Origin of the sequence: Sphingopyxis sp. SE2 (genome assembly GCF_032227185.1) — a bacterium.
GTDB lineage: Bacteria > Pseudomonadota > Alphaproteobacteria > Sphingomonadales > Sphingomonadaceae > Sphingopyxis.
This window is the reverse complement of sequence record NZ_JAPMXW010000009.1, coordinates 209885-235349: the sequence shown is the minus strand read 5'-3', so window position 1 is coordinate 235349 and position 25465 is coordinate 209885. Positions and strand designations below refer to the sequence as shown.

General features: G+C 62.8%; 23 protein-coding genes and 1 pseudogene. 20 read left to right on the top strand and 4 right to left on the bottom strand.

From position 1 onward, the window contains the following. Nucleotides 1-201 precede the first annotated feature (201 nt). The 9 genes from OVY29_RS23635 to OVY29_RS23595 all read left to right on the top strand — a co-directional run bounded on the left by OVY29_RS23635 (nt 202) and on the right by OVY29_RS23595 (nt 9397). Nucleotides 202-2583, top strand: a complete 2382-nt coding sequence (locus OVY29_RS23635) for a phosphoketolase (RefSeq protein WP_209613474.1) — start codon at nt 202-204, stop codon at nt 2581-2583. 158 nt (nt 2584-2741) lie between these two features. Next, entirely contained in the window at nt 2742-4502 is a 1761-nt protein-coding gene (locus OVY29_RS23630) for a PHA/PHB synthase family protein (protein ID WP_209612882.1), read from the top strand. A 3-nt stretch (nt 4503-4505) separates the two neighbouring features. Next, complete coding sequence (locus OVY29_RS23625; protein WP_209612881.1) at nt 4506-5927, top strand: bifunctional enoyl-CoA hydratase/phosphate acetyltransferase; 1422 nt, start codon at nt 4506-4508, stop codon at nt 5925-5927. After that, the gene (locus tag OVY29_RS23620; RefSeq protein ID WP_209612880.1) at nt 5924-7120 is read left to right on the top strand and encodes an acetate/propionate family kinase; all 1197 of its coding nucleotides are present in this window, start codon (nt 5924-5926) and stop codon (nt 7118-7120) included. The genes OVY29_RS23625 and OVY29_RS23620 overlap by 4 nt, the downstream gene beginning before the upstream one ends. Next, nucleotides 7117-7890 (top strand): enoyl-ACP reductase FabI, encoded by a 774-nt coding sequence (gene fabI / locus OVY29_RS23615; RefSeq protein WP_209612879.1) that lies wholly within the window; start codon nt 7117-7119, stop codon nt 7888-7890. The genes OVY29_RS23620 and fabI overlap by 4 nt, the downstream gene beginning before the upstream one ends. Then, the gene (locus OVY29_RS23610; protein ID WP_313912398.1) at nt 7887-8015 is read left to right on the top strand and encodes a hypothetical protein; all 129 of its coding nucleotides are present in this window, start codon (nt 7887-7889) and stop codon (nt 8013-8015) included. The genes fabI and OVY29_RS23610 overlap by 4 nt, the downstream gene beginning before the upstream one ends. Nucleotides 8016-8269: 254 nt before the next feature. Beyond that, complete coding sequence (locus tag OVY29_RS23605; RefSeq protein ID WP_209612878.1) at nt 8270-8548, top strand: hypothetical protein; 279 nt, start codon at nt 8270-8272, stop codon at nt 8546-8548. After that, nucleotides 8545-9012, top strand: coding sequence for a hypothetical protein (locus OVY29_RS23600; RefSeq protein ID WP_313912397.1), 468 nt, complete (start codon nt 8545-8547; stop codon nt 9010-9012). The genes OVY29_RS23605 and OVY29_RS23600 overlap by 4 nt, the downstream gene beginning before the upstream one ends. A 115-nt stretch (nt 9013-9127) precedes the next feature. Then, nucleotides 9128-9397, top strand: coding sequence for a hypothetical protein (locus OVY29_RS23595; RefSeq protein ID WP_209612877.1), 270 nt, complete (start codon nt 9128-9130; stop codon nt 9395-9397). 20 nt (nt 9398-9417) lie between these two features. Here OVY29_RS23595 and OVY29_RS23590 read toward each other — a convergent pair whose 3' ends face one another. Further along, nucleotides 9418-10713 carry a hypothetical protein gene (locus OVY29_RS23590; protein WP_313912396.1) on the bottom strand — a complete coding sequence of 432 codons (1296 nt, stop codon included), beginning with the start codon at nt 10711-10713 and terminating at the stop codon, nt 9418-9420. 201 nt (nt 10714-10914) lie between these two features. Between OVY29_RS23590 and OVY29_RS23585 the strand changes: the two genes are divergently transcribed. Beyond that, nucleotides 10915-11817, top strand: coding sequence for a lytic transglycosylase domain-containing protein (locus tag OVY29_RS23585; protein WP_313912395.1), 903 nt, complete (start codon nt 10915-10917; stop codon nt 11815-11817). A gap of 10 nt (nt 11818-11827) precedes the next feature. On the opposite strand, the gene OVY29_RS23580 is transcribed toward OVY29_RS23585, so the two are convergent. Further along, nucleotides 11828-12358 carry a helix-turn-helix domain-containing protein gene (locus OVY29_RS23580; protein ID WP_209612876.1) on the bottom strand — a complete coding sequence of 177 codons (531 nt, stop codon included), beginning with the start codon at nt 12356-12358 and terminating at the stop codon, nt 11828-11830. A 104-nt stretch (nt 12359-12462) separates the two neighbouring features. Next, nucleotides 12463-12924 (bottom strand): hypothetical protein, encoded by a 462-nt coding sequence (locus OVY29_RS23575; protein ID WP_209612875.1) that lies wholly within the window; start codon nt 12922-12924, stop codon nt 12463-12465. 370 nt (nt 12925-13294) lie between these two features. Between OVY29_RS23575 and OVY29_RS23570 the strand changes: the two genes are divergently transcribed. The 10 genes and pseudogenes from OVY29_RS23570 to OVY29_RS23525 all read left to right on the top strand — a co-directional run bounded on the left by OVY29_RS23570 (nt 13295) and on the right by OVY29_RS23525 (nt 22761). Continuing rightward, nucleotides 13295-13615 (top strand): TrbC/VirB2 family protein, encoded by a 321-nt coding sequence (locus tag OVY29_RS23570; protein ID WP_209612874.1) that lies wholly within the window; start codon nt 13295-13297, stop codon nt 13613-13615. A gap of 58 nt (nt 13616-13673) precedes the next feature. Next, nucleotides 13674-13964 (top strand): type IV conjugative transfer system protein TraL, encoded by a 291-nt coding sequence (gene traL, locus OVY29_RS23565; RefSeq protein ID WP_209612873.1) that lies wholly within the window; start codon nt 13674-13676, stop codon nt 13962-13964. Nucleotide 13965: 1 nt separating this feature from the next. Continuing rightward, complete coding sequence (locus OVY29_RS23560; RefSeq protein ID WP_209612872.1) at nt 13966-14532, top strand: type IV conjugative transfer system protein TraE; 567 nt, start codon at nt 13966-13968, stop codon at nt 14530-14532. Beyond that, nucleotides 14532-15335 carry a type-F conjugative transfer system secretin TraK gene (locus OVY29_RS23555; RefSeq protein ID WP_209612871.1) on the top strand — a complete coding sequence of 268 codons (804 nt, stop codon included), beginning with the start codon at nt 14532-14534 and terminating at the stop codon, nt 15333-15335. The genes OVY29_RS23560 and OVY29_RS23555 overlap by 1 nt, the downstream gene beginning before the upstream one ends. Before the next feature lies 1 nt (nt 15336). After that, a complete protein-coding gene (locus OVY29_RS23550) occupies nt 15337-16656 on the top strand; it encodes a TraB/VirB10 family protein (RefSeq protein WP_209612870.1) in 1320 nt (439 codons plus the stop codon). After that, a complete protein-coding gene (locus OVY29_RS23545; protein ID WP_209612869.1) occupies nt 16643-17527 on the top strand; it encodes a DsbC family protein in 885 nt (294 codons plus the stop codon). Before OVY29_RS23550 ends, OVY29_RS23545 begins: the two co-directional genes overlap by 14 nt. Beyond that, complete coding sequence (gene traV / locus OVY29_RS23540; RefSeq protein WP_313912393.1) at nt 17524-18519, top strand: type IV conjugative transfer system lipoprotein TraV; 996 nt, start codon at nt 17524-17526, stop codon at nt 18517-18519. Before OVY29_RS23545 ends, traV begins: the two co-directional genes overlap by 4 nt. Before the next feature lies 1 nt (nt 18520). Further along, a pseudogene (locus OVY29_RS23535) lies at nt 18521-20755 on the top strand (DUF5934 domain-containing protein); the annotation flags it as partial. Nucleotides 20756-20939: 184 nt separating this feature from the next. Continuing rightward, nucleotides 20940-21872 (top strand): IS5 family transposase, encoded by a 933-nt coding sequence (locus tag OVY29_RS23530; RefSeq protein ID WP_313912375.1) that lies wholly within the window; start codon nt 20940-20942, stop codon nt 21870-21872. Nucleotides 21873-22308: 436 nt separating this feature from the next. Continuing rightward, nucleotides 22309-22761 (top strand): heavy metal-binding domain-containing protein, encoded by a 453-nt coding sequence (locus OVY29_RS23525; RefSeq protein ID WP_313912392.1) that lies wholly within the window; start codon nt 22309-22311, stop codon nt 22759-22761. Between the two features lie 372 nt (nt 22762-23133). Here the strand turns inward: OVY29_RS23525 and OVY29_RS23520 are convergent, their stop codons facing one another. Next, nucleotides 23134-25335 carry a TonB-dependent receptor gene (locus tag OVY29_RS23520; protein WP_313912391.1) on the bottom strand — a complete coding sequence of 734 codons (2202 nt, stop codon included), beginning with the start codon at nt 25333-25335 and terminating at the stop codon, nt 23134-23136. Between the last annotated feature and the right edge of the window lie 130 nt (nt 25336-25465).

The following is a 25465-nucleotide window of genomic DNA, read 5'->3' as shown; positions in this document are numbered from 1 at the left end:
GACGCCGGTGGCGACGTGATTGCCTTGCAGACTGTGCGGCACTGCCATCCGTATCAATACGCATGTTGCGAGCGGCCTGCGCCATTCATGGGTGCGCAAGCCGTTCGAGCGCTGCGCGGTGGCGCATCAGCGTTCCGGCAAACACCCGCTCCGGCTCGGCGGCCGGGAACGCATGCCCTTTCAGTTTCAGGAAGAATGACCATGGACCCGCAGCCCGAGGCGACTGGCCAGCCACTCTCCAGCGATGAGATCGGCCTGATCCACGCTTGGTGGCGCGCCGCCAATTATCTCTCGGTTGGCCAGATTTATCTGCTCGATAATCCACTGCTCCGCGAACCGCTCAAGATGGATCACGTCAAGCCGCGGCTCCTTGGACACTGGGGTACGACCCCCGGGCTCAACTTCCTCTATGTGCACCTCAACCGTGTCATCAAGGCGCGCGGTCTCAATGCGCTCTTCATCGCCGGGCCTGGTCATGGCGCACCGGGTGTCGTCGCCAACACATGGCTCGAGGGCACCTATAGCGAGGTCTATCCTGCCATCGGTCCGGACGAAGATGGCCTGCGCCAGCTATTCCGGCAATTTTCCTTCCCTGGCGGCATTCCCAGTCATGCGTCACCCGATACGCCCGGTTCAATCCATGAAGGTGGTGAACTGGGCTATTCGCTTCTGCATGCGTTTGGCGCCGCCTTCGACAATCCCGATCTGATCGTTGCTTGCGTCGTCGGCGACGGCGAAGCGGAGACCGGGCCGCTTGCGACCTCGTGGCACAGCAACAAGTTCCTCAATCCCGCGACCGACGGGGCCGTCCTGCCAATCCTGCATCTCAACGGGTACAAGATCGCAAGCCCGACTGTCCTTGCGCGCATTTCGCACACTGAGCTCGACGCGCTGTTTCGCGGTTATGGCTACCTGCCGATCTTCGTCGACGGCGAGGAGCCGGACGCGATGCATCAGGCGATGGCGGCCGCGCTCCACGAGGCGGTCGATCGGATACACGCGATCCAGAAAGCCGCGCGCGAGGGCGGAATCACGACGCGTCCGCTCTGGCCGATGATCGTCCTGCGCAGCCTGAAGGGCTGGACCGGGCCCAAGATCGTCGACGGGCAGAAGAGCGAAGGCTTCTGGCGCGCCCACCAGGTCCCCTTCACGATGGACAGGCCCGAGCATCTTGGGCTGCTCGAGGAATGGATGCGCAGCTACCATCCGGAAGAACTGTTCGATAATGGCGGGCGGCTTCGACCCGAAATCGCGGCCCTGGCACCGGCGGGCGACAGGCGGATGAGTGCTAATCCGCATGCCAATGGCGGGGCTCTGATGCGCCCGCTCCGCCTCCCTGACTTCGCTTCCTACGCGGTGCCGGTCTCGCATGCCGGCCAGAGCGACGGCGAGGCGACCCAGGTGATGGGCAAGTTCCTGCGCGACGTGATGCGGGAGAACGCCCAGGCCCGCAACTTCCGCGTTTTCGGTCCGGACGAGACGGCATCCAACCGGTTGCAGACGATCTTCGAAGCCACCGACCGCAGCTGGGACGCGGAGACGATTGCGGACGATGTCCATCTCGATCCCAGCGGACGCGTCATGGAGGTGCTGAGCGAACATTGCTGCCAGGGATGGCTGGAGGGCTATCTGCTGACGGGCCGCCACGGCCTGTTTTCCTGCTACGAGGCGTTCATCCACATCGTCGATTCGATGGTCAACCAGCACGCCAAATGGCTAAAGACGGCAAAAGAGGTGCCTTGGCGTCGGCCGATCGCTTCGCTCAATTATCTGCTGACGTCTCATGTCTGGCGCCAGGATCATAATGGCTTCAGCCATCAGGATCCCGGATTTGTCGATCATGTCGTCAACAAGAAGGCTGACATCGTGCGGGTCTACTTTCCGCCCGACGCCAATACCCTCCTTTATGTCACCGACCATTGCCTGCGCAGTTGGGACCGAATCAACGTCATCGTCGCCGGCAAGCAGCCTTCGCCCCAGTGGCTCGACATGGATGCGGCGATCAAGCACTGCACGCGCGGCATAGGTATCTGGGATTGGGCCAGCAACGACCGCAGCGGGGAGCCGGATGTCGTCATGGCGTGTGCTGGCGACGTTCCAACGCTGGAGACACTAGCCGCGGTCAGCCTGTTGCGCGTGCAGCTCCCCGAGCTCAAGGTCCGCGTCGTCAACGTCGTCGATCTGATGACCTTGCAGCCCAACAGCCAGCACCCTCATGGGCTCAGCGACAGCGCGTTCGACGCGCTCTTCACGACGGATAAGCCGGTAATCTTCGCCTATCATGGTTATCCGGCACTGATTCATCGGCTCACCTACAAGCGCACCAACCACCAGAATATCCACGTCCACGGGTTCGAAGAGGAGGGCTCGACGACGACGCCTTTCGACATGGTGGTCCGCAACCATCTCGACCGCTTCCATCTCATGGGGAAGGTTATCGACCACGTCGAGCTGCCCGATAGCGCGGCCGCCTACGCCAAGCAGACGATCGATGATGAACTGGTCGAGCACAAGCGGTACATTGCGGCACACGGGATCGATATGCCTGCCGTTCGCGACTGGCGGTGGCCCTCCGGAGCCTGACGGGTCACCGAGACGGGCGGGTTGGGAGAGCCGCGCCTCGGGAGACATGGCCGTCATTCTGCGTGTGCGCCCGTCAAAGGACAAGCATCTGGGGACATTACGTAATGTTGTTTCGAGGCATGCCGGGCATGCCGCGACGTCCCACGGAGAAACGCTGCATGATCGATACGTCCGCAGACTGTGCCAAGTGCGACCCGCTCGATGGCATCGCCCAGACGCTCGACCATGCCTCGGCCGCGGTGATCGCGCAGATGACCTCCGGCCTGTCGCCGGTGACGATGCTGCAAGCCTGGCTGGACTGGTGTGCCCACCTCGCCATTTCGCCGGGCAGGCGACTGCAGCTTGTCGGCAAGGCGGGCCGCAAGGTCCAGCGGATCGCCGACTATGCGACGCGGCGTGTAGGAGAGGGCGATGCCGCGCCGGCGATCGAGCCGCTGCCGCAGGACAGGCGTTTTGCCGATCCGGCCTGGCGCGGGTTCCCTTTCGACCTGATCTCGCAATCCTTCCTCCTGACCCAGCAATGGTGGCACGCCGCGACCACCGGGATCAGCGGCGTGTCCAGGCATCACGAAGAGATGGTTGCGTTTGCCGCGCGCCAAATGCTGGATGTGGTCGCGCCCACCAACTTCCTCGCGACCAATCCCGTGCTCCAGCGCAAGATCGTCGAAACCGGCGGCCAATGCCTGATCGAGGGTGCGAAGCATTGGATGGAGGATGCGGAGCGCCGTGCTCGAGGCGAGCCGCCCGTGGGGACGGAGGCGTTCCGCCCCGGCGAGACGGTGGCGATCACGCCCGGCAAGGTGGTCTTCCGTAACGCGCTGATGGAGCTCATCCAATTTGCGCCGACGACCGGGACGGTTCGCCCCGAGCCGGTCCTCATCGTGCCCGCCTGGATCATGAAATATTACATTCTCGACCTGTCGCCTGAGAACTCGCTGATCCGCTGGTTGGTGGCCGAAGGCTATACCGTGTTCGTCCTGTCCTGGCATAATCCGCAGAGCGCGGACCGCGACCTCGATATCGACGCCTATCGCCGCCTCGGGCCGATGGCGGCGCTCGACGCGGTCATAGCGATCACAGGCTCGGACAAGGTCCACGGCGTCGGCTATTGTCTCGGCGGAACGCTGCTGGCGATCACGGCGGCCGCCATGGCCCGCGACGGCGACGAGCGCTTCGCATCGCTCAGCCTGTTCGCGGCGCAGACCGAGTTCAGCGAGCCGGGCGAGCTTGGCCTGTTCATCGACGAGGCGCAGCTCAACCTGCTCGACAATATGATGTGGAGCCGCGGCTATCTCGACAGTAGCCAGATGGGCGGCGCCTTCCAGATATTGCGGTCCAACGACCTGATCTGGTCCCAGATCCTGGGCACCTATCTGATGGGCGAGCGCGAGCCCATGACCGACCTGATGGCGTGGAATGCGGACGGCACCCGCATGCCCTACGCCATGCACAGCGAATATCTGCGCGCGCTCTTTCTCGACGACGATCTGGCCGAAGGCCGGTTCAAGGTCGACGGGCGCACGATTACGCTCTCGTCGCTGCGGCAGCCGATCTTCGTGGTGGGGACCGAGCGCGATCACGTCGCGCCGTGGCAGTCGGTCCACAAGCTGCACTGGCTAAGCAGCGCCGAAATCCGCTTCGTCCTGACCAGCGGCGGCCACAATGCCGGCATCGTGTCCGAGCCCGGGCATCGCCACCGCAGCTATCATGTCGCGACCCGCGTCCTCGACGGCCCCGCGCTCGATCCGGACGATTGGCTGGACCAGGCCGAGGCGCGCGAGGGACCGTGGTGGACGGACTGGGTGGCATGGCTCGGCGATCATTCCGGCGCGCCGCAGGCCCCGCCGCCGATGGGTAATCCGGACAGGGGCCTCGCAGCGCTCTGCGACGCGCCAGGCCATTATGTGCTGGAGCGCTGAGCAATGAGCAGCCTCGAAATGATCGAGAACCGGACCTTCGACGAGATCGTCGTGGGCGAGACGGCGAGCGTGACGCGGACCTTGGGCGAACAGGACATCCAGTTGTTCGCCTTGGTCTCGGGCGACGTCAATCCGGCGCATCTCGATGCCGAATATGCCGCCGGCGACATGTTCGGGCGGGTGATCGCGCACGGCCTATGGGGTGGTGGTCTGATCTCCGCCGTGCTCGGCACGCAGCTTCCTGGGCCCGGCGCGATCTATCTGAGCCAAAGCCTTCGGTTCAAGCGGCCCGTAGGGCTGGGGGACACGATCATCGCGTCGGTCACGGTACGCGAGAAACGCGCCGAACATCATATCGTCATCTTCGACTGTCGCTGCGTCAACCAGGCCGGCGAGGAGGTGATCAACGGCGAGGCCGAGGTCAAGGCGCCGACCGAGAAAGTGAGGCGCCCGCGCATGGCGCTGCCCGATATCCAGCTCTCCGATCATGACGGCTTTCGCCGGTTGATCGAGATGACGAGAAGCGTCGAGCCCGTTCCCACGGCGATCGCACATCCCTGCACCGCAGCCGCGATCCTGGCTGCGACAGCCGCTGCCGAAGCCGGCCTGATCGTGCCGATCCTGATCGGCCCCGAGGCTCGCATCCGTGCGGCTGCCAAGGACGCCGGCAAGGATATCGGTGCCTTCCGCCTGATCGATGTGCCCCACAGCCATGCCGCCGCGGAGCGTGCGGTCGAACTGGTCCGCTCGGGCGAAGCACTGCTGCTGATGAAGGGATCGCTGCACACCGACGAACTTATGGGTGCTGTCGTTCCGGCTGCGACGGGCCTGCGAACCGAGCGCCGCATCAGCCATGCCTATCTGCTGGACGTCCCCGGGCATCCAGCGCCGCTCATCATCACCGACGCGGCGATCAACATCGAGCCGAGCCTGGAAGACAAGGCCGATATCATCCGTAATGCGATCGACCTCGCGCATGTCATCGGCATCGCCTGTCCGAAGGTCGCGATCTTGTCGGCCGTGGAGACGGTCAATCCGGCGATCCGCTCGACGCTCGATGCGGCCGCCTTGTGCAAGATGGCCGATCGCGGACAGATCGTCGGGGGCGTCCTTGACGGTCCACTCGCCTTCGACAACGCGATCAGCGAGAAGGCGGCAAAGGACAAGGGCATCGTCTCCCCCGTTGCAGGGCGCGCCGAAGTCCTCGTCGTTCCTAATCTGGAAGCCGGCAACATGCTCGCCAAGCAGCTCACCTTCCTCGGCGGCGCCGACGCTGCCGGCGTGGTGCTGGGCGCGCGCGTGCCCATCATCCTGACTAGCCGGGCGGATTCGCTGCGGACCAGCCTGGCGTCCTGCGCCGTCGCGGTCCTGCTGGCGCGCGCCGCTCCCAAGGCGACGCCCGGCCCGATTGCGAGCCCGGCATGAAGGCGATCGTCAGCCTCAATGCCGGCTCGTCGAGCATCAAGTTCGCGCTCTATCGCTTGTCGGGCGGACAGCTCGACTTCGATGCGGGTGGCAAGATCGAGGCGATCGGCTCCAGCCCCCGGCTAATCGCGCGCGACGCGGGCGGCGAGACCATCGTCGAAAAGACGTGGCCGGGCGGGGACGCACTCTCCCACGAGAATCTGCTCGAGGACCTCTTTGCCTGGGCCGCAACCCAATTGGGAGACCGCAAGGTCACCGCGATCGGCCATCGTATCGTCCATGGCGGCGTTCGCTTCGCCGCGCCGCAGATCATCGATGATACTTTGCTGGATGCGCTCGACGCCCTTATCCCACTGGCGCCGCTCCATCAGCCGCATAACCTCGCCGCGGTCCGGGCCTTGCGTGTGCTGGCGCCTTTGCTCCCGCAGATCGCCTGCTTCGATACCGCGTTTCACCATGGCATGCCGCCATTGGCGACGCGCCTGCCGATTCCGCGCGCCTTTCACGGCCAGGGCGTGCGCCGGTATGGCTTTCACGGTCTGTCCTATGAATATATCGCGGGCCGCCTCCGCGAGATCGACCCTGCACTGGCCGCAGGCCGCGTCATCGCGGCGCACCTCGGCAACGGCGCGAGCATGTGCGCAATGCGTGCCGGCGCGAGCGTCGATACGACCATGGGCTTCACGGCGCTTGATGGATTGATGATGGGCACGCGCTCGGGCGCGATCGACCCCGGCGTGGTGCTTCATCTTCAGACTCAGCTCGGTATGGCCACACAGGCGGTGGAGACGTTGCTCTACGAGCAGTCGGGCCTACTCGGTGTGTCCGGGATTTCAGGCGACATGCGTACGTTGCATGCAAGCGACGCGCCGGAAGCGCAGGAGGCGGTCGCCCTCTTCGTCCAGCAAGCCGGCCGCCAAGCCGCCGCTCTCATCCCCGCGCTTGGCGGTCTCGACGGTCTCGTCTTCACCGCCGGCATTGGCGAGAATGATTCGATGATCCGGGCCGCGATTTGCGAGCGCTTGGCCTGGGCTGGGGTGATGCTTGATCCCGATGCCAATGCGACGAACGCGCCTGTCATCAGCGCGCCGGACAGCAGGGTGATCGTACGCGTCATCCCAACAGACGAGGAACGCGTGATCGCCGATCATGTCGTCGCGCTTCTCGGACCTGATACAGGGGCTCAGCTATGAAGCCGCTCGTCGACCTTTCGGGCAAGCGCGGGCTGATTGTCGGGATCGCCAACGAAAGCAGTATTGCGGCCGGGTGCGCGGAGGCCTTTGCACATTGTGGTGCGCGGTTGGCCGCAACGTATCTCAACGAGAAGGCGAAAAGCCATGTCGCCCCGGTCGCCGAACGGCTCGGCATCGAGTGGATGGCACCATGCGACGTGCGGGTTCCGGGCGAACTGGAAGCGCTGTTCGAACAGGTCAGATCGCACTGGGGCGGGCTCGACTTCGTGCTGCACTCGATCGCCTATGCGCCACGCGAGGATCTTCATGGCCGCGTCGTCGACAGTTCGGCCGAGGGCTTTGCGACGGCGATGGACGTATCGTGCCACAGCTTCCTGCGCATGGCACGGCTTTCCGAACCGCTGATGACCGATGGCGGCTGTCTGCTTTGTGTCACCTTCTACGGCTCGGAACGGGTCGTGGAGAATTACAACCTGATGGGGCCGGTGAAGGCTGCCCTGGAAAGTGCGACGCGCTATGTGGCGGCGGAGCTCGGGCCCAAGGGCATCCGGGCGCATGCGATCTCGCCCGGACCGATCGCGACGCGCGCGGCAAGCGGCCTGGAAAGATTCGACGAACTGCTTGAACGCGCCGCCGCCAGCGCCCCGGCCCGCCACCGCGTCGATATCGCAGATGTCGGCGCATTGGCCGCGTTTCTGGTGAGCGACGCAGCTCACCGCATCACCGGCACGATCATCCCGGTCGATGGTGGTCAGCACTTGCTGGCATGACGGTCGTCGACAGTGAGGCGGGCATTTGCCGGACTATCGATGCGCCGCCGGCCGATCAGTTGTCGAAAATGGTGCCGGCGCAGCCGTCGGTTCCGTTGGAAGTGAACGATGCCGCAGCTCCATGAGGGATCATTCCTCGGGCTGCGTATTAGAAATTAGGCGCTGGAGGCTACATGGAGGATCTGGATCCGTTGTTGGCGCTCCTGAGGAGCGGTCGCGATCATTCTAAAGAGGCTGCGATAGCCGTCACCCTTTTCGAGGCGCTGATCCGCCGCGCAGGATCCACGGCATCGGACAGGCGCCGTACCGTGCGAGGCCTCAGGGAATTGCGGCGCACCGCCTTTTTGTCGATCGGCTTTGGTTGCTAGGGAGCGAGACTATGGAGGCGACCGTTCTGGTGATTATACACCAAGGCGCGGAGTTCATTACGATCCACGACAACCATGCGGCGGCGCACACCGCTCTCGTGGATTTCGTCGTCAGTCGATGGCCCGAACAGCTCGGGGAAAGGCCCGCCGTGATGGCTGCGCGAGAAGAAGACCATATCGAGCGATTCTTCGCTGCGGAGGAAGACTTTTATATCATCGCCGAGACGGAATTGGACGACCTCGAGGCGCAGCTCGAGTCGCTTTGTCGAGGTAAATGTGCCAATTTTTGAGCGAACCCGTCGCGGCGCCGCTCCAGGCGGTAAGGCGCCTGGCCCTGGGGCATAGAGAAATGTTCGAGTGCCTCATTCTCGGCGACAGCATCGGTGTAGGTACGGCGCAAGCGATCAACGCGCGGGCTGCCTTGCACTGCGACGTCATGGCCGTGGAGCGCGCGTCGGCTAAGCAGATCCGGGCATGGCGCAAACCGGCCAAGAACTACGGTATGACCATCATGGCAATTGGCTCCAACGACCCACCAGGACGGACATTGCAGCGCGGTCTCGCCGAAATCAGGCGACGCATCAGCACGCGGCGCGTGATTTGGCTGCTGCCACATTCTCGGCCTGCGGCCTATGCGGTGGCTTCGGTAGCACTCATATTCGGCGACGAGACGCTGGATCTGGGTCGGTTTCCGACGCGAGATCGGGTTCACCCCCTTCGCTATGGTGACGTGGCCAGCGCATTGTTAAAATGAGGTTGTTACATCAGTCAGGTCAGCCGTGTTGCCGTTTCGGCGATCGCCTGCGGCGGAATCGATCCTCGAATGAGAACGTCGAGGCATTGCGCGTGTGGAGATTGGAGTTTTGCCTATGACAGCTCTGTCTCAAACAGAGATCGCCAACTGGCTCGCGCTATACGCAGCGGCAGGTGTGTGTTGCGGCCTGGCCGTGATACTGTCTGTCGCGACGTCAATCTATGATCTGTATCGCGAACGGGCCTGGCTCGGGCTGAAGTCGACAGGGGATGTGCTGCGCTTTCTGCCAAGAACCTGGTGGCGTTGGCAGAAGAGCTACTTGTTATCGACGCCTGTGACGCTGCTCATCGTCGGATCATTCGCCGCGACGCTGACTTGGACCTGACGGCTGCGGCCGTCCTCGCTTCAACCCAGCAGCGCGTCGGACAGGATCCTGCCGACATGTCCAGCTTCCAGATCCTCCGGCGTGATACAGACGACGGGGGCGATCTGCGCCATTCTCGGATGGGTGGCGGCCTTGGAGGCCAGGTACTCCTCATTGGAAAATCCCATCGCCTCGACGATGAGCGTCCGGATTTCGCCTGTGCGCCGCGAGCGCGCCTCAAGCATGAAATCAGGTCGGCAAGAGCCGAGCGGCGTTAGCCTGTCGAATACCGGTTTCTCGATCGCAATGTCGACGCCTCCACGGTCGAAGGCGTAGCGCGCACCGAGAAGCGCCCGCAACATGCTTCGCTCAAATTCTGAATCGACGGGGATGAAGCGGTTGCCGGAGAAAACGGGCTGAGCATAGGCCCTCAAAGGCGCATAGCCATGTGCCTCGGGATATTCGCCGATCACCACGATAACGAGAAAGGGGCCCTTGATGTGATTGCCCCGTACCGATGGGGACTGAATTCGGTTTGCGACGGAAATCGGATCCGACCCTGCTGGAAAGATCGTCGATCCGCAGAACCCCTTTGCGAAGACCGTCAGAAAGCCCTGGGGCGCATGCCCGCGAGGCCATGTTGGGGCCAGCTCGCGGATGCCAGCGTAAGCGCGCTTGCTGTGGAGAGCCTTGGCGTGTGTCCACAGTGCCCGGCCGAGTTCGATGCCTGGCGCGATCTCGATCTTTCCCGCCGCAGCGGTCAACGCTTCGAATTCATGTGTGATCGAGCGGTCGGGCGGCTCCTCTGAGATCGGCGCGGAGAGATTGAGACCGGAGACGTTCAAAAGGCGCCAGAGCAGCCGCGCCAACCTCGGCAGGGAAGCGTTCCGAGTACGATCGTCGCTGCTGTCTTCGTCCGGACGCTGAGCGAGTTTCTCGGGAGCGGGCCGAAGGACCTCGAAGTAGCCGACGGGCGGATCGGCCGGAGTTTCGGGATTGCGGACCTCGCTGATGCGGTTGGTCGCCTGGTCACGAAAAAAGGGGCAGGTTGGAAGGTGTTCGGCGCGCTTCGAGCCAGTAAGCCGGCGCAGATAGTAGGTTTCTGCCTCTGACAGGAATGCCGGCGTGAGCATCGGGGGCTCGCGATCGCTGCCAAGGCAGTCGCAAGCGATCCATTTCTCGCCGATGCGAGCCTGTTGGACAAGCATGATGCCCGCCTCTTCGTCCGGCCGGGAGCCTTCGCCGGCGTACCAGCGCACTAGCGCGGCCCGAAGTGGGCCGGGGAGGGGGATACGGGCTTTGCCAAGCCCGTCGCTATGGCGATCGATCAACCACATGAACGAGCCTGTCGAAGCGGGATTTCGCATCATGCTCGCCGAGTGCTGGTGGATTGACAATCCTCATTCGCTTGATCTCAACTTTTCAGAACAGTCGCTTTGGAGGTCGGGATGCGATCACTTTTAGTGGGATGTGCGGTGCTGCTTGTCGCGAGCGCGACGGGAGGTCAGGCAGCTGCACAAGCAGTCAGGCCGGTGAGAGTGGCCCAGGTCATTTCGATGTCGGGGGTTGCCTCGCCATTGATGCCTCCCGAAGCGGCCGAGGAGCAGCATGAACCGGGAAGCAAGGCAGACACCTCCGTTGCGCCCGGGACCGGCAAGCTCGACGCCGCCTTTCGCGTGCATGACTTGAGTCGTCGCTGGGTTGAATTTGAGATGAAGAGCAGCTTTCTCTCCTCGACCGGGACGGCGATGGCGCCCACCATCGACGATGATCCGTTCGCTCATGTCGGGATTGCGCGGTTCGAAGCCGACCCGCGAGCAGCCGCGGTTCCGCTGGCGCCACCAATATCTGTCCCGGGGTGGATGAGGGGCGGTCTGGCCTTCGCGGCCGCCGCGTCGAGTTACCGTTCGGGCTGTGGGACAAGTGCATATCGACCTGCCGGTTTCCTCAGCGCGGCCGCCGAAAACAGGCGGTTCGGCTATTATGGCCTGATGAGCGGCATTGCTTGCGAGTACGGAATCCCGACCGGGCTCTTCGACGCTATGATCATCCGGGAAAGCGGCTATCAGCCGTCGATCTACTCACCAAAGAACGCCTTCGGCCTGACGCAGCTTATGGCAGACACGGCCGAGGGACTGGGCGTCAATCGCTACGATATCGAGCAGAACCTGCGCGGCGGAGCCAAGTATCTTCGACAGCAACTGGACCGGTTCGGCCAGGTGCATCTGGCGTTGGCGGCTTACAATGCAGGCCCTGGAAGGGTGCGCAACGGTGTCCTGCCGCGGATCGCTGAGACGCAGGCATATGTCGACAACGTGCTTTTGAATTGGCAGCGGCTGGCCGGCCTGGAAACGACCGTAGCGGGCCAAAGCATTGCCGTGCGGCCCCCCGCCGGGTGGCGGGCCAAGACAGGTCGTTCAGCCACGGTTTCGATGTTTTAGGGCGGCTGGCTCAGAGCCCGATTCGGCTTGTTTCGCTGAGGACGGCCCGGCGGGCCATGATTTTTGTTACCTCCTTGACCAGCTTTTCGACGACTGCCTCTTTAAGGGGAGCGGCCCACTCGCGCCGAATCTCCGTACCGTCGATGCCCTCAATTTCGTCGAGAGCCTGGATGAGCATGGAGGGCAGGCCGCTGAAGAGTTCGGACAGCATAGCGAGCAGCGTCGCAAAGCGTTCATCGTGAACGATCTTCTGATCGATGGCGGATTCGACGCTGATGATCGCCAGGATTATGCTGATGTCCAAGGCGCTCAGGATCGTCTGAAACTCAACGAGGGACAGGCTCGGTCTTTTTGCGGGGTCACTATGCAGCAGCAGGCCGAGTCGGCTCTTGCTTATGCCCGTCTTCAGGGCGAGCTCGCGGATATGCAGGCCTCGCTCGGCCATCGCTTGCTGGATCAGCGGGATATAGTCACGGGGCTCAACATCGGTCAGATGATGAGCGTCGTCCGTTCCCGCCGCACTCCTGGCAAGGGATGACATAACACTGCCCCCGATTGTAAAGGTCGGTTAAGTCGAGCAGATCACAGGGTCCAGAAATTGGCAAGATATTGTGAATCCGAAGCAATGCAAACGACTAAGGTTAATTACCTAAGAGGGACGACATTTCCGGCGTTCGTTTCGCCCGCGGGCGATTCATCTCCATTTTGGAGGTTTTCTCCCAACCCGGCGCGATCCAGTACCTGAGCGGCCCGTTTCTCGGCCACATAGTCGAATAGCAGGACCGATATCGCATCTGCGAGCGTCATGTTCGATCCCAGTCTCTGGCCGAGACGTGCGCGGGCCTCGTCCAGGCTCTCCGCGCTGGTCTTACGAATGTTGAGGTTTATCCGGATATCGCCTGAGGTCGGGACCACCCGGAGGTGCTTTCGGAGCGTTTCGGGCTTAAGCTCGTCGCTGTAAGTGCTTGAAGCTGCGCGAGAATCAATGAGGCTCTCGAGTGTTGCGTAGACCAGCGTTTCGTTAGAGCGAAGGCGCAGACTCTCGGTCGACAGACGGAAGAGGTCCGTAGAAATATCCAGAACGTAATTGCGGGTGTCCGCACTCATGTTCGTGTTCCTACCCGTCGATCCCCGCGCCAACGTACATCCGTCGAGCAGCCCAGTGTAACGATAGGCAAAAAGGCGAGTCGCTTCGAGTCCAAACAACGACTCGGCGAATAATGTCGGGCTCCGATTTGCGAGATCTGGCTGTCCCGCGATTGGGACATCGTGTCCGCGCGTTTGGGACGCGGCGTCCCGGAACGCCGGACGGCGTGTCCCGGAATGAAGGACGAGTCGTCCCGAAATCGCTGACAAGCCTATATTTTTCGTTTGATTCTGATCGGTCCTCGGAGCGCATTGTTGCCCGCCGTGTTTGGCGGCCCCCACTCTTCACTCGGGCGCGGATCCGTCGCGTTCGATTTGAAGGGAAACTCTCATGCAGTCTGTCGCCAAGTACAGCGGTCGTGCGGAGCTGGCGATCCTCGCCCTCGTCGCACTGGCATTCGCGCTTCTCCTTTTCGCTGGCCCGGCGTTCGCCGGCGCCGATACGACTTTCGATACGGCCCTGACGAAGTTCACGGACTTCCTCGAAGGGTCGGGTGGCAAGATCATCACCGTCCTCTCTTTGGCCGGCGGCATCGTGGCGCTCGCGTCGGGGCGCTTCTCGATGGGCCAGATCGCGATCCCGGTCGGCGTGGGCGTCGGCGCGGGGACGGGCATTCCAATCGTCACCTCCACGGTAACGGCAACGATCTGACGAGTCCGATGGTCGGTCGGAATAGCAGTTCCGGCCGGCTCTTGGAGGGGGTGGTGCAATGGCCGCGGACAAGTATGTCATACCGTCTCATCTAGACGACCCGGAGCTAATCGGGCTGTGGACGCTAGATGAATTCCTGGCGATGGTCATCCCATTCGTCTGGGGAATCCTGTCTCAGCATATCCTTCTCGGCATGTTGCTTGCGGGCGCAGGCTGGTGGGGATTGAAGAAGGCTAAGGCAGGTCGGGCGACTTCCTGGCTGCTTCACATGGCTTATTGGCATCTTCCTGCCGGTTTCACCGGGATGAAGGCCACACCACCCTCGTACCTTCGACTGATGGCGGGGTAAGATGGAGATCTCCTACACGCACGCGCAAAGCCAGCGCGTTCTCCGGCAGCGCAACCTGCTGGTGCTGGTGGCAGCCGGGCTCGGCACTTTGTCGGCGATCCTGCTCCTGGTTACAGCGACGCGGGATCGGGAGGTCATCCTGCAACCCGTACTCGGCTCAGCGTTGACGGTGAATAGCGCCGGCGTGTCGCGGGAGTATCTGGAGCTGATCACACGCGATACCGCGGTGCTCACGCTCGACCGCAGCCCAGCCAATCTCGAATATTGGATGAAGTCGGTCCTCGATATCACGGCGCCAAGTGCGCAGGGGCGGATCCGGGCGGACCTGATGAAGATCGTGAACGAGCAGCGCGGCTCGTCGATCTCGCAGTTCTTCACAATCCAGACGATGGAAATCGACCCAAAGAATCTGTGGTCCACCGTCACGGGAGACCTGCACACGATCGTCGGCAACAAGGTTGTGTCGAACGAGCGACGGACCTTCCGCTTCGATTGGCAATATTCCGGACTGTCCCTGAAGCTCGTCGGCTTCGGCATGGTGACGACCGGCAAGGAAAAGGATCAGTGATGTCGGTCTTTGCCATCGGCAGCGCCGCGATCGGTGCCGTCTTCCTCTCCCGCTTTTACTGCCTCTTGAGCCGGTGCATCGGCGCGGCACTGCTGGTGATGAGCTTCATGATCACCGCTGCGCCCGCCTGGGCGGACCAGACGGTGATGGCCGCAGACGGCAGCCAGGTCGATTGTGCCGCGTCCGCCAAGGATCTGACCCGGATCAGTCTCGTCGAGGATGAGTTCGCCTCGGTGTCGAAGATCTCGACCGGCAATCCGCAGGACGATTTCTCGGTCGTGAACGAGCCGGTGCGAGGCGACATCTACCTGTCGGTGCCCGAGGGCTTCGGACGCCAGTCCCTTTCGTTTTTTGCGACCAGCAAGCGGGGCTACGTCTACAAGTTTGTGTGCCGTATTGCCGGCGAGCAAGCCGTCCAGGTGTTCATATCGAACCCCGCGATCGCGAAGGACAAGGCGGGAGAGGCGACGCCGCAGACGGCTGCAGTGAATCCGCAGGACGGCGCGGTCGAACTCGTGCAGGCGATGTATTCGAACCAGGTCGTCGACGGGTACGAGATGCGCCAGCGGGCGCTTCGGCCGGTCTATGTCGGCAACCTCAAGGTCCAGATGATCGCCGAATATCGCGGCGCTGAGTTCACCGGGCGCGTGCTGCGCATCGAAAACAAGGGTGCCGCGCCAGTCACGCTGACCGAAGCGACGGTGGCGCCGAGCAGCGCGCTCGCCGTGTCGATCGCGGAGCCAAAGCTCGATCCCGGGAAGGTCACGACGGCCTACCTCGTCTCGCAAAACGGGAGGCAATGACATGGCCTTGGGTGATCTTCTCAGGCGCAAGCGCCTGCCCCTGGACGGTGGCGAAGACGGCGTGTCGCCGGTGTCGAGCGACCTGACCGCCAACGAGAGCGTTCGAAAGAGGCAGCGGCTCTTGCTCGCCGGGGTGGCAGGCGTCGGGCTGGTCGCCTCTTCATTCTGGATCTTCGGCGACGACGGCAGCAAGTCAGCGTCCTCTGGCGACGAGCCTGCCAAGGTCGAGGTCTCGACCAAGGACATGGTCAACAAGAACCTCAACCAGCAAGAGTGGATGGCTCTCTCTGAAAATCAGATGCAGTCGGTCGAGAACCAGCTGAAATCGGTGAACGGCCAGCAGCAGCGAATGGACCAGCTCGCGCAGCAGATCGAGCTGCTCAAGGGCCAAAACCAGGCGATGCAGGCAGACGGCGCGCGAGTGCTGACCGCTTACCAGCAGGAGAACGAGCAGCTGAGGCGGGAGGTTGCGTCCAGCCGGGCTGCTCCGCCGCCAACGCCCGGTCCTTCTGCGATGTACGGCCCCAACGGCACGCAGGGCTACCAGCGGCCGGATGGGACGTCTGCGCCCAAGATTGCGCCGATCGGGAGCGGGGCCGAGGTGAAGATGGTGAGTTTCCAAACCGCCGACGCGGGGATGGCAACACGGGTCGCAAAGGGAACGACGACCTACACCGACAGCATAAACTATCTCCCACCCAATAGCTTCGCGAGTGCCAAGGTCATCGTCGGTGTCGATGCGAGCGCCGGCGTGAACAGCCAGACCGATCCGCTGCCGGTCGTCCTGCGCGTCACCGGCCCGGCGCGATCGGTCTATCAGAACGGCCGGCTGCTCACGACAAAGATTGAGGGCTGCTTGATCAACGGGGCCGCCCGCGGCGAGCTTTCGAGCGAGAAGGTTTACGTCAAACTCCAGAAGATGACCTGTCCCCAGCCGGGGGGGCGTTACGCCGTATCCGAGGTCAAGGGCTTCATCGCGTTTGGCGGCAAGACGGGCGTCCGGGGACGCGTGGTTTCGCGCGAAGGGTCGCTCGTGACCCAAGCCTTCATCGCAGGCCTTGCTGGCGGCTTCGGGCGAGGATTCTCGGCCAATGCCAACTCGGTGTTCCAAGGCACCAACATTAGCACCAACGGTCAGCGCAACAAGCTGTCCGGCGGCGAGATCCTCGAGGGAGGCCTTGGTGAGGGCGTTGCCCAGACCGGGGACATGGTCTCGAAATACCTGATCGAGCGCGCCGAGCAATATCAGCCGGTGATTGAGATGCCGACCGGCATCGATGTCGAAATCGTCTTCCTGGAGGGTGTGTATGTTCGTAATTGACCGCTTGCGGGGGCTGGGCTCCCTTGCGCGTTCCGCTCCTGCGATCATCGCGATCGGAGCGATCGGCGTCGCCGGCATCGCGCTGGCGGCTGACGTCGCCGGGACTGACGAGGCACAGGTGACGGGGTTGTTGAAAACCCGACTGCCGAAGACCCAGCTGACAAAGGTCGAATGCAAGAAGATCGACGGCCTGTGCGAGGTGACCGCCGGCTCGAATCTGTTCTACGTCAGCCACGACGCGCGGTACCTGATCATCGGCCGGGTGTACGACATGGAGACGCGCCAGGACCTGACCGCGGCACGCCTTCTCGAGATCAACCCGGACATGTTGGTCGGCGGCGCGGCCAAAGCAAATGCTGCTGCGGCCGACGGACCAGAGGAGGCAGGCCCGGAAGTTTCGCTGGCGCGTGGCGGCGTGCGAAGGACGACGGGCCCGGTGCGGCCAGCGGCGCTGAATCTTGCGAGCCTGCCGGCAGACGGTGCCATCATATGGGGCAACAGGGCTGCCAAGCAGACCGTCACTGTTTTCACCGATTTCCGGTGCGGATATTGCCGCGCGTTGACCAATGTTCTGCGCAGCATGGACGTGCGCGTGGTCGAGCGGCCAATCTCGGTCCTCGGAAGCCGAGACATCGCCGATCGGGTCTATTGCTCGAAAAATCAGGAACAGGCCCTGCACGCCGCTTATGCCGGCGAGCCTTTTAAGGCGCCGAGCGCATGCGACACGAAGGGGCTCGATGCGAATGAGAAGTTCGCGCACCAGCATGGGTTGAGCGGGACGCCGGTCATCGTCCGCAGCGACGGCGCGATGATCGAGGGATATCGTCCGAGGGAATTCCTCGAGGCCTGGCTCAACGGGGCCAAGTCGTGATCGCGCGACGCCTTCGGGCGATCCGGTGCCGGGCGATCATCGCCACCGTCGTGCTCGTAGCTTTGAGCGGATGCGCGACGTTCGGCGGCAATGTGAAGGGCAGCTTTTCCTGTGCGGCGCCCGATGGTGTTTGCGCGCCCTCGTCTTCCATCGACGATCGGGCACTGGCGATGATCGCCGGCGACAACGCCGCTAGCGATGCCTCGCCGGCTGGTCCCTATATGGACTCGCGGCCAAAAGCGAAGGCCTGGCGGACATCGGCGGCAGGTCAACGCCTGACCATTGCCCAGGCAGATCCGCGGCGAACCCAGGAACGGGTGCTGCGGATCGTGTTCCAGCCCTATATTGACGAGCAGGGCCGGTTGCACGAAGCAAGCGCCGTCCACGCCGTGGTCCAGAGCGGCGAATGGCAACAGCAGGTCCTGGCCAGCGCGACCGCCATTCCCGATCGGAACGCACGGGGCGCGCCGTCGGCGCCGGAATCGCTCGCCGAAGCCGTCGACCGCGCCGACCCGGCGAACGGCGAGGTTGCGGCGATCGACCCCAATCTTCCGGATCCGGCCATTGTCGCCGCCGCCCGGGCGCGGGCGGCCGACCCAGTTGAAGCGATTAAATCCGAGGTTGCGGCCCGTCTCGCCCCCAAGACGGGCCGCACGCCGTCGGCGCACCAGTCGCCGGCGGCACAGGGAAGGATGCCCGAGCACCGCGATGTCCGCACCGGCCCAATGAGCGCGCCGCCGCCCGTTACCGGCGCCAGCACAGCCCAGAAGCCAGCTGTCGCGTCGGCTGCCGCGTCATCCTCAAAGACCGCGGTCAGTCAGGAGGCCGCGGCGCGGGTGAAGGCCACTCCGCAATTCCAGGCGGGCGCCACCCAGGTCGAAGAAGCGGCGCGGGGCAGTGCGCCGACGGCGCTGCAATCCGACCCGAAGCCGACCTCGAAGGCGACGGTCCGCGCAGCCGGCTTTCCGGGCGCCGTCCCGGAGGACAACTGACATGGCGGGCGGATTCTTCGACGAACTGCTCGCCGGCGTGTTTGGAGACAGCAAGCGCCCGGATACGCAGCGGCCGGACCTTGCGGTGCCCATGCTGGCCCATTGGCTTCCCTACCGCAGCCACGATCCGAAGACCGGCATCTTCTACAACAGCGCGTCGCGCGGCTTCGTGATTGAAGCGGCGCCGCTGGTCGGCGCCGATGAGCGAACGGGCGAGATTCTCGCGCAGTTCCTATCTGAGGGGATACCGGCTCCGGGCTGCCTGCAGTTTCACCAGTGGATGTCGCCGCGCATCGGCGAGCGCCTGTCGAAATGGTATTTGCCACGCTATTCCGCGCGCGGCGTCTACGAACGGATGGCGAAGCACCGCGTTGATTTCCTGACCGACGGGGTCTGGGAATCGCTCTCCGCCGACGCGCCATTCTGTCTGCGCAACCACCGCGTCGCCATCTCCTATTCCACCCCGGAATCATCAAGCGTCTCGGTCGAGCAGATTGTCTCGGTGATGGAAGGGATCATTTCTTCCTTGCAGTCGATCAACGTCTCGGCCCGCAAAATGGACCCTGTCGCACTGATCGGATGGATCGACGACATTACCTCGCCGACCACCGCCGCCGGCGACGACGCCGTCAGCTATAATCCACTCGACCCGATCGCGGACCAGGCCATTCGCCGCGACATCGAACTCCTGGTCGAGCCGGATCGGATGCTACTGCGGACCGAACGGTTCAGGCCGACGGGCAAGACGCTGGAGGGCGCGCCGGAGATCGGCGAGATCTACCCGGACGTCTTCGATGTCCGGTCCTTCTCGGTGCGCAACCTGCCAAACCGCTGGGCACCTTGGGATGTGGCACGTCTGATCGGCGACATGTTCACGGACAAACTGCGCATGCCGTGCCCGGTCGCAACGAACCTGTGCATCGATTTCCCCGACGCGCAGGCCTCGACCAACAAGGCCAGCTACAAGTTCATGCGGACGACAAGCCTTGCCGACTCCAAATCGTCGAAATTCCTGCCGCAGCTGCGCGAGCAATCGCAGGAGTGGCGCTACGTCAACGAGGAGATCCGGCAGGGCCGCAAGCTCGTTCGCGTGTTCTTCAGCGTCACTGCGTTCTCGCCCAAGGGCAAGGGCGACAGCAACGAGCGGGTTCTGAAATCGGTTTACCGGGCAGCCGGCTGGGATCTTCTCGACGATCGATACCTGCAGGTCATGGGTCTGCTCTGCGCGATGCCGATGACGATGGCCAACGGGCTGTCGAAGGATCTCGAGCGCATGAAACGCATGCGTACGCTTCTGACCACGACGGCTGCGAACCTTGCGCCGCTGCAGGGAGAATATCTTGGGGGCACGGTGCCGCACCTGCTGTTGATCGGTCGGCGCGGACAGCCCTTCTTCTGGAGCCCTTTCGAGAACGCCGCCGGCAATCATAATGTCGCGGTTTTCGGCAAGTCCGGTTCGGGAAAGTCGGTCGCGCTCCAGGAACTTTGTGGCTCGTTGTGTGGCGCCGGCGCGAAGGTCGTGGTCATCGACGACGGCCGATCGTTCGAGCATTCTGCAAAGCTCCAGGGCGGCGCGTTCGTCGAGTTCACGATGAGCTCGGGATTCTGCCTCAACCCCTTCTCGATGATCGATCAGGAGCAGGCGGCCGAGGACGAAGACTATCTTCTCGACTGCATGGCGATGCTCAAGGCGATCATCAATCAGATGTCGCGCCATATAAACCTGCTCGACGATACCGAACGTGGCCTGATCGACGGCGCCGTCAACCAGGTGTGGGAGGAACATGGCAGCCAAGGGTCGATCGACCTGGTGATCGAGGCGCTGGAGGCGACCGGCAACCCGCTTGCTTCCAATCTCGGCATCGCCATGCGGCCTTTCTCGTCGGGCGGGACCTATGGGAGGTTCTTTCAGGGCCAGGTATCGTTCGAGCTGAAAGCGCAGCTCACGGTGTTCGAGCTCTCCGATCTGTCGGCGCGCGAGGAGCTGCGCAGCGTCGTGCTGACGGCGATCATGTTCATGTCGCAACAGATGATGCGCAAGCTCGATCGATCGATTCCAAAAGCGCTGTTGCTCGACGAGGCGTGGCAGATGCTCCGGGGTGGCGCGATGGCCGACTTTATCGAGACCTATGCCCGCACGTGCCGCAAGTACGGCGCCTCACTGGTCACGGCGACCCAGTCACTCAACGACTACTACAAATCGGCCGGCTCGATCGCGGCGCTCGAGAATTCCGACAGCAGGAAAAGCAACTTCGCGGTCATGCGGCCCGATTTACCCAGCCCCCCGGAATCGCGGGCAGAGGTGACTTCGCCCCACGCGGGCGTTCCGACCGGCGCTATGACTTTGCCGTCGACGCGGCTTTGTTGCATAACGAACATACTGGATTCCCCTGAGGAATCGTTTGTCATAGATGGGCGGGATGCCCAGACCGACACCGCCGAAGTATCGCACTACCAATTGGCCCGAGTATAATGCGGCGCTCCGGCGACGAGGCTCGCTGGATGTTTGGTTTGACCCTGGGATGGATTGGTTTGCACCGCGCGACGGGCGGGCTGGTCGGCCACTGCGGTTTTCGGACCGGGCGATTGAGTTTTGCCTGACCTTGAAAGGGCTGTTTCAACTTCCGTTGCGGCAAGTGACCGGTCTGACCCAGAGCCTGCTCAAGCTGGCGGGGCTGGACTGGCCGGCACCGGATTACACGACGCTGTGTCGGCGCCAGAAGGGTTTGTCGGTCGATCTGGGCGGGAGGCCAAGTGCAGACGGTCTGCATCTGCTGGTGGACAGCACGGGCATTAAGATGATGGGTGAAGGCGAATGGAAAACAAGGAAACACGGCGCTTCCTATCGCCGCCAGTGGCGCAAGGTGCATATCGGCATTGACGCGGAAACGCAGGATATTCGGGCGCTTGAGATGACGACCAACGCCAATGGAGATGGCCAGACCCTTCCTGACCTGCTGGGGCAAATCCCCGAGGATGAGACGATCCTCAGTGTTGGTGGCGATGGTGCCTATGATACAAGGAATTGCCACGCCGCCATTGCCGGTCGCGGGGCTGAGCCGGTCATCCCGGTTCGCCGCAACGGCAAGGCTTGGACCAGAGACGGACCCGGCGTCGATGCCCGCAATGAAACCCTGCGCGCGATGAAACAGCTCGGCAGGGCAATCTGGAAAAAGTGGAGTGGCTATCATCGTCGCAGCCTCGTCGAAACCAAAATGCACTGTTTCAAGCTACTCAGTCAGCGTCTCGCCGCGCGCACTTTTGATCGCCAGACGATCGAGCTCAAAGTCCGTGCCGCAATCCTCAATCGCTTCTCGCAAATCGGAATGCCCAACACCATCCGTGTCGCATAATAATCACAAGTAATCATAGGTTTGCGCTCATCACGCTTTATGCAACAAAGCCCGTCGACGCTGATCGGCTGGTTGAGGAGTAGCCGGAAACGTTTGCCCGCCGTAACATCGGCCGTACTGATCTCGCTGTAGGCCATAAGCTCCACCGGCGTGTCTCTCTTCACGACGACATAGGAGCCCTGAGGCGGTACAACTTGATCCGTAATGGATGTATTATCCGGATCGCCCCCATGCTGATCTTGTGCCAGCACCGGAAAAGACACGAGACCGACCAGAAAAATCACCAGCCCTAAACGCTTCATCACGCCCCCCCGGAATTTTTACCCTTGTCGGCATGCGCAAATTGCAAAAGCGCGTCAAGCTGGCGCCGGGTTCTTCCGTGTTGACAGCCTGCTTTCATTTTGTTCAGTAGCCGCATCACTACCTGGGGGAGGAGATGATGAAAGTTCGCAATACCCTTTCACTGGCGATGTTGTTGGCGCTGGTGCCCGCGCATGCGCTTGTCGCCAAGGACGCCAAGACCTACGCCGTGGTCAATGAGGATGTCGGGGTTCCGGTATTTCCGAATGATATCACCGATCGCCCCTACACGGTTATCGGCGAGGTAAAAGCCGGTGTACGCAAGGCCACCGTCTTCAGCAAGGAAGCTTCGCAGGCGAAAATATACCGCGAACTTTGGGAAAAGGCCGAAAAGCTTGGCGCCGATGCCGTGATCAATGCCAGATATGGGGATTCCCATATTTCGGCGTTCAGCTGGGGCAAGACCAATGCCACCGGCACCGCCATCAAGTTCACGCCTGCTCCCGCAGCCGCTCCGGAGCCCGCGGCCCCGACGGACGCCGCCGTGAATGCGGCAGCGGCCACGGACGAGGCACCCCCGGCTCCCTGATCTGATCGGCGGCGCGGGCGCCCAAGCCCGCGCACCGCCAAGGCGGGGTCGATAGCAGGCCAGGCCATGCAGGGCGGCCAGTCCGGATGGGCCGCACCGGCGCCGAGGGTTCGCCGCGCTTTCTTGCAGCGGCCAGAATGGCCAGCCGCCGCCTTCCCTGCGCGTCCGGCGGACTCTTTACCGAAAATATCCGACGCTGTCGGCACACTCTTCGGCGCGTCGCGTATCGGCGGTCGGGGAGCCGGAGCAGCTTTGGCAGCAGCAGCAGCCGCATGCCGAGGCGTCCGTCCGAAAAGCAAGTGGCACCTACCCCGGTCAGGGCGGTGCCACTTGCCTTCTTTATTCCATCACCCCGTCAGTTTCGGGGAACGATCACCCGCCGAACTTGCGGGTGAAACGCACACCAAACTCGCTGCGGTCGTTGCTGCGGACCACGCCAACGAAGCCGCCCTGATCGAGCCGACCCGTGTCGTAGACCTTGTTGAAGATATTATTGCCGTAGACCGCGAACGACATGGTGCGGGCGGCATTTTCATATTTCAGGTTGAAGCCGACCAGGTTGCGCGCCGCGAGCAGCTCGCTCGCCCGTGCGACCGGCTGGCCATATTCCTTCGCGCGATACGAATAGTCGACCTGCGGCGTGATCGTGCCGCCAGACGGCAGATCAAAGGCATAGCTGGCCACCGCGGACCCCGTCACATCGGGGCTGAGCGCGGTCGGCGCGCCGGCCACCGGCGTACCACCGGTCGGGAAGAAAGCCGGCGGCAACGAATTCACGCTGGTGATCTTGCTGTCGAGATAGCCGAGCGACCCCTTCAACCGGAGACCGCCGAGCGTAATCGTCGTTTCCGCCTCGACGCCCTTCGCGCGGGCATCCGCCGAGATGATCACGGTGTTGAACCCGTTCGCGTTGATGAACGAATAGGGCAGACCGCGGTCGCCATATTCGGTGATGAAGCCCGACAGCAACAGGGTCCAGTTCGGCAAGATCTTACCCTTGAAGCCGACTTCGTAGTTGGTCGCGGTCGTCTTCGGCGATGCGTTGAACGAGCTGGGTCCGCCGAACGGGCGAGGCGTGAAGCTGCCCGGCTGATAGCCGAGCTGGATCGTGCCATAGACGTTCACATTTTCGGCGAGCTTGTAGGAAATATTGCCTTGCGCGGTGACCGCTTCATAGGTCGCCGAACGCGTCACCGGCGCCGGGAAGCTGGCGAAGTCGGCGGTCGCGGTCTTCTTGTCGTGCGAATAACGCACGCCCGCGCCGATGGTCAGCTTCTCGCCCAGATTCAGGTTCGCATTGGCATAGGCCGCATAACTGTTCGAAACCTGCTTGATGTAATAATCGCTGAACCCGCCGAAGAAAAATGCCGGAGACGACTGGTTGGTGCCGTTTTCATGGAAATAATACAGCCCGCCCACGAAATTGAACGCACCATATTCACCGTTCAGCTGCAGTTCCGAGGAATATTGCTTCGCCTCGCCCTGTTCGGGAAAGATGGATATCAGGGCGGGCGTGTCATTGTCGGCCAGACCGCCGGTATATTTGGTCTGGCGATAGCTGTTAAGCAGCTTTGTGGACAGGTGATCGTCGAGCTTCAGCTCGGCGGTCACGGACGCGCCGAAAAGATCGAGCGAAGTGGTTTCCAGACCCGGAACCGACGTGCCGGAATCGTCGGGGCTGACCAGTTCGGACGACGAAATCGGGTTGCCTTCGTCATAGATGTCGACCTTGTACGGCGACTGGCCATCGCGTGCGCGGACGAAATCGACCGAAGCAAGGATCGAGAAATTCTCCGTCGGCGTCCAATAGGCCGCGGCGCGACCGCTGGCGTCGTTCTGCTCACCGATGCTGGCGCTGGGGTTGGGGATATTGACAGCGGTGCCGACACCGTTGCGGCGCTCGTAGCTGCCGTTCAGCGACACGGCGAGCGTCGGCGACAGGCGCGTATCGGTGTAGAAGCTGCCATTGATGCGCCCGCGCGTGCCGACCTGCGCCTGGATCTCCGTACCCTCATCGCTGCCCGGCTTGCTGGTAATGATGTTGACGGCGCCACCCAGCGTATTGCGGCCATAGAGCGTGCCCTGCGGCCCGCGCAGCACCTCGATCCGCTCGATGTTGGAAAGCGACAGGTTCGACCCCAGCTGACGGCCGAGATAGACGCCATCGAGATAAACGCCAACGCCCGGATCGGTTGTGATCAGGTGGTCCTGCAGGCCGATCGCGCGAATGAACACGGCGGCCTGCGCGGTGTTGCCGACGCCATAGCGGCTGATGTTGAGGTTGGGCACATATTTGCCGACATCGGCCAGCGTCGCCGCGTTGAGCGATTTCAGCGAATCCGTTGAAAAGGCGCTGATGGCGACGGGCGTGTCGAGCAGGTTTTCCGAACGCTTGAGCGCCGTCACCACGATCTCGTCCGTTTCAGCCGCGTCGGCCGGCTTGCCCTGATCCTGGGCCTGGACGGGGGACGCGAGGCAGATGGTCGCCGCCAGGGCCGTTGTGCAGAAAAGACTGAATTTACCCAGAAAGGCGACCGAATTTCCTGTTGCGGCGTGACGTACCCGATTGGTCATGAAGTTTCCCCTTACACGGTTGGATCTGCGGTATGACGGCGTAACGACTTTCCTCGAACAGGCGGGCTGAGACCCCATGGGGGAGATCCGGCCGGCCCTGTTTTACCATCAAACGAAATTTTACTGTCGA

Excerpts from the sequence above, each read along its gene's own strand:
- OVY29_RS23635 (WP_209613474.1), top strand. The coding sequence starts at position 202 with ATGGACCCGCAGCCCGAGGCGACTGGCCAGCCACTCTCCAGCGATGAG.
- OVY29_RS23630 (WP_209612882.1), top strand. The coding sequence starts at position 2,742 with ATGATCGATACGTCCGCAGACTGTGCCAAGTGCGACCCGCTCGATGGC.
- OVY29_RS23625 (WP_209612881.1), top strand. The coding sequence starts at position 4,506 with ATGAGCAGCCTCGAAATGATCGAGAACCGGACCTTCGACGAGATCGTC.
- OVY29_RS23620 (WP_209612880.1), top strand. The coding sequence starts at position 5,924 with ATGAAGGCGATCGTCAGCCTCAATGCCGGCTCGTCGAGCATCAAGTTC.
- fabI (WP_209612879.1), top strand. The coding sequence starts at position 7,117 with ATGAAGCCGCTCGTCGACCTTTCGGGCAAGCGCGGGCTGATTGTCGGG.
- OVY29_RS23610 (WP_313912398.1), top strand. The coding sequence starts at position 7,887 with ATGACGGTCGTCGACAGTGAGGCGGGCATTTGCCGGACTATCGATGCG.
- OVY29_RS23605 (WP_209612878.1), top strand. The coding sequence starts at position 8,270 with ATGGAGGCGACCGTTCTGGTGATTATACACCAAGGCGCGGAGTTCATT.
- OVY29_RS23595 (WP_209612877.1), top strand. The coding sequence starts at position 9,128 with ATGACAGCTCTGTCTCAAACAGAGATCGCCAACTGGCTCGCGCTATAC.
- OVY29_RS23590 (WP_313912396.1), bottom strand. The coding sequence starts at position 10,713 with ATGTGGTTGATCGATCGCCATAGCGACGGGCTTGGCAAAGCCCGTATC.
- OVY29_RS23580 (WP_209612876.1), bottom strand. The coding sequence starts at position 12,358 with ATGTCATCCCTTGCCAGGAGTGCGGCGGGAACGGACGACGCTCATCAT.
- OVY29_RS23575 (WP_209612875.1), bottom strand. The coding sequence starts at position 12,924 with ATGAGTGCGGACACCCGCAATTACGTTCTGGATATTTCTACGGACCTC.
- OVY29_RS23570 (WP_209612874.1), top strand. The coding sequence starts at position 13,295 with ATGCAGTCTGTCGCCAAGTACAGCGGTCGTGCGGAGCTGGCGATCCTC.
- traL (WP_209612873.1), top strand. The coding sequence starts at position 13,674 with ATGGCCGCGGACAAGTATGTCATACCGTCTCATCTAGACGACCCGGAG.
- OVY29_RS23560 (WP_209612872.1), top strand. The coding sequence starts at position 13,966 with ATGGAGATCTCCTACACGCACGCGCAAAGCCAGCGCGTTCTCCGGCAG.
- OVY29_RS23555 (WP_209612871.1), top strand. The coding sequence starts at position 14,532 with ATGTCGGTCTTTGCCATCGGCAGCGCCGCGATCGGTGCCGTCTTCCTC.
- OVY29_RS23550 (WP_209612870.1), top strand. The coding sequence starts at position 15,337 with ATGGCCTTGGGTGATCTTCTCAGGCGCAAGCGCCTGCCCCTGGACGGT.
- OVY29_RS23545 (WP_209612869.1), top strand. The coding sequence starts at position 16,643 with ATGTTCGTAATTGACCGCTTGCGGGGGCTGGGCTCCCTTGCGCGTTCC.
- OVY29_RS23530 (WP_313912375.1), top strand. The coding sequence starts at position 20,940 with ATGCCCAGACCGACACCGCCGAAGTATCGCACTACCAATTGGCCCGAG.
- OVY29_RS23525 (WP_313912392.1), top strand. The coding sequence starts at position 22,309 with ATGATGAAAGTTCGCAATACCCTTTCACTGGCGATGTTGTTGGCGCTG.
- OVY29_RS23520 (WP_313912391.1), bottom strand. The coding sequence starts at position 25,335 with ATGACCAATCGGGTACGTCACGCCGCAACAGGAAATTCGGTCGCCTTT.